This is a genomic window from Novosphingobium sp. 11B (assembly GCF_054589055.1).
The window spans coordinates 1-1,397 of the sequence record NZ_BAAILP010000148.1 but is presented as its reverse complement, the minus strand read 5'-3'; the positions used below and the strand labels follow the sequence as shown (position 1 = coordinate 1,397).

Below are 1,397 nucleotides of genomic sequence, written 5' to 3'. Positions count from 1 at the left end.
AAGTTCAGGGTGACGGCGGATTTGGGTGATGGGGTGGACGCCCCCCGACGGCATCGATGTGCCATAGTGGAGGTGTTGAACACCACTTGAGGAGGCGTCCGTGTCGGAAGTTACCACAATCGGTTTGGATATCGCCAAGAATGTTTTCCATGCGCATGGTGCGGATGCGCGTGGGCGAGCGTTGTTCAGTCGCAAAATCAGCCGCACCAAGCTGCTGGAATTCTTTGCCCAGCATCCGCGGTGCACGGTGGCGCTCGAGGCTTGCGGAGGCGCGCATCACTGGGGCCGCGAACTCACGGGGCTAGGGCATGACGTGAAGCTCATTGCGCCAACTTACGTGAAGCCGTTCGTGAAGCGGCATAAAAATGATGCGATAGATGCCGAGGCGATCTGCGAGGCGGCACAGCGGCCAAACATGCGGTTTGTGGCGATCAAAAGCGAAGAGCAACAGGCATCCGGGCTGGTGTTCCGGACCCGCGATTTGCTGGTGCGTCAGCGTACGCAACTGATCAATGCGATCCGAGGGCACCTCACTGAGTATGGCTGGGTGGCGCCAAAGGGGCCGTCGCACGTTGCGATGCTTGGTGACCTGCTCGAAGACGAGATTGGCTCTTCGCTTCCTGAGGCAGCCAAGGCGATGTTTCGCACGATGCTAGATCTTTTGGAGGAACTGAACGACAGGATCGGTGATCTCGACAAAGAGATCGCACGGCGAGCACGCGAGGATGCGATCGCGCGACAGCTCATGACGATCCCTGGCGTGGGCCCGATCACGGCCACCGCTATCGCGGCGCTGGCCCCGCCGGCCGAGACCTTTGCAAAGGGGCGCGACTTTGCCGCCTGGCTCGGTCTCGCACCTCGGCAATTGTCGACGGGAGGCAAACAGAAGCTGGGCTCGATCACGAAGATGGGCGAGCGAACACTCAGGCGGCTACTCATCATCGGTAGCAGCGCTGTCGTGCTACAGGCGAGCAAACGAGGCGCTCCGGCAGGATCATGGCTCGAACAGATGCTGGCCAGGAAGCCGCGCATGTTGGTGACCGTCGCGCTTGCCAACAAGACTGCGCGGATCATCTGGGCGTTGCTCATGAGCGAAGAGGATTACAGAGTTCCGGTCGCAACTGCGGCGTAAGCCACAGCGGACCAGGGGTCGTCGGAGGACGTAGTCGGTCGAAGGAGGGTATGGCACAACAGTCGGCGAGACGGGGCTGGAAGAACCAGTGCTAACCACCGTGCCACATGCACGCTTAGGGTGAAGTGGTTCCAGTCCGCGAACTCCCATACGGGCCCGCAGCCTCCGGTGCTGCATCAGAGGCCGGACAGATGGCAGCATCCGACTACGTGCCTATTCTCCCGAATACCGCTTGCGTTCGTGCGGGCGTCCACAGATGGGTAGC

1 protein-coding gene is annotated in these 1,397 nt (G+C 61.1%); it reads left to right on the top strand.

Going from position 1 to position 1,397, the window contains the following annotated elements; all coding sequences use genetic code 11:
- Window positions 1–100: 100 nt before the first annotated feature.
- Window positions 101–1,132 carry an IS110 family RNA-guided transposase gene (locus tag ACYPYD_RS14110; protein ID WP_069709385.1) on the top strand — a complete coding sequence of 344 codons (1,032 nt, stop codon included), beginning with the start codon at window positions 101–103 and terminating at the stop codon, window positions 1,130–1,132.
- Window positions 1,133–1,397: the final 265 nt, after the last annotated feature.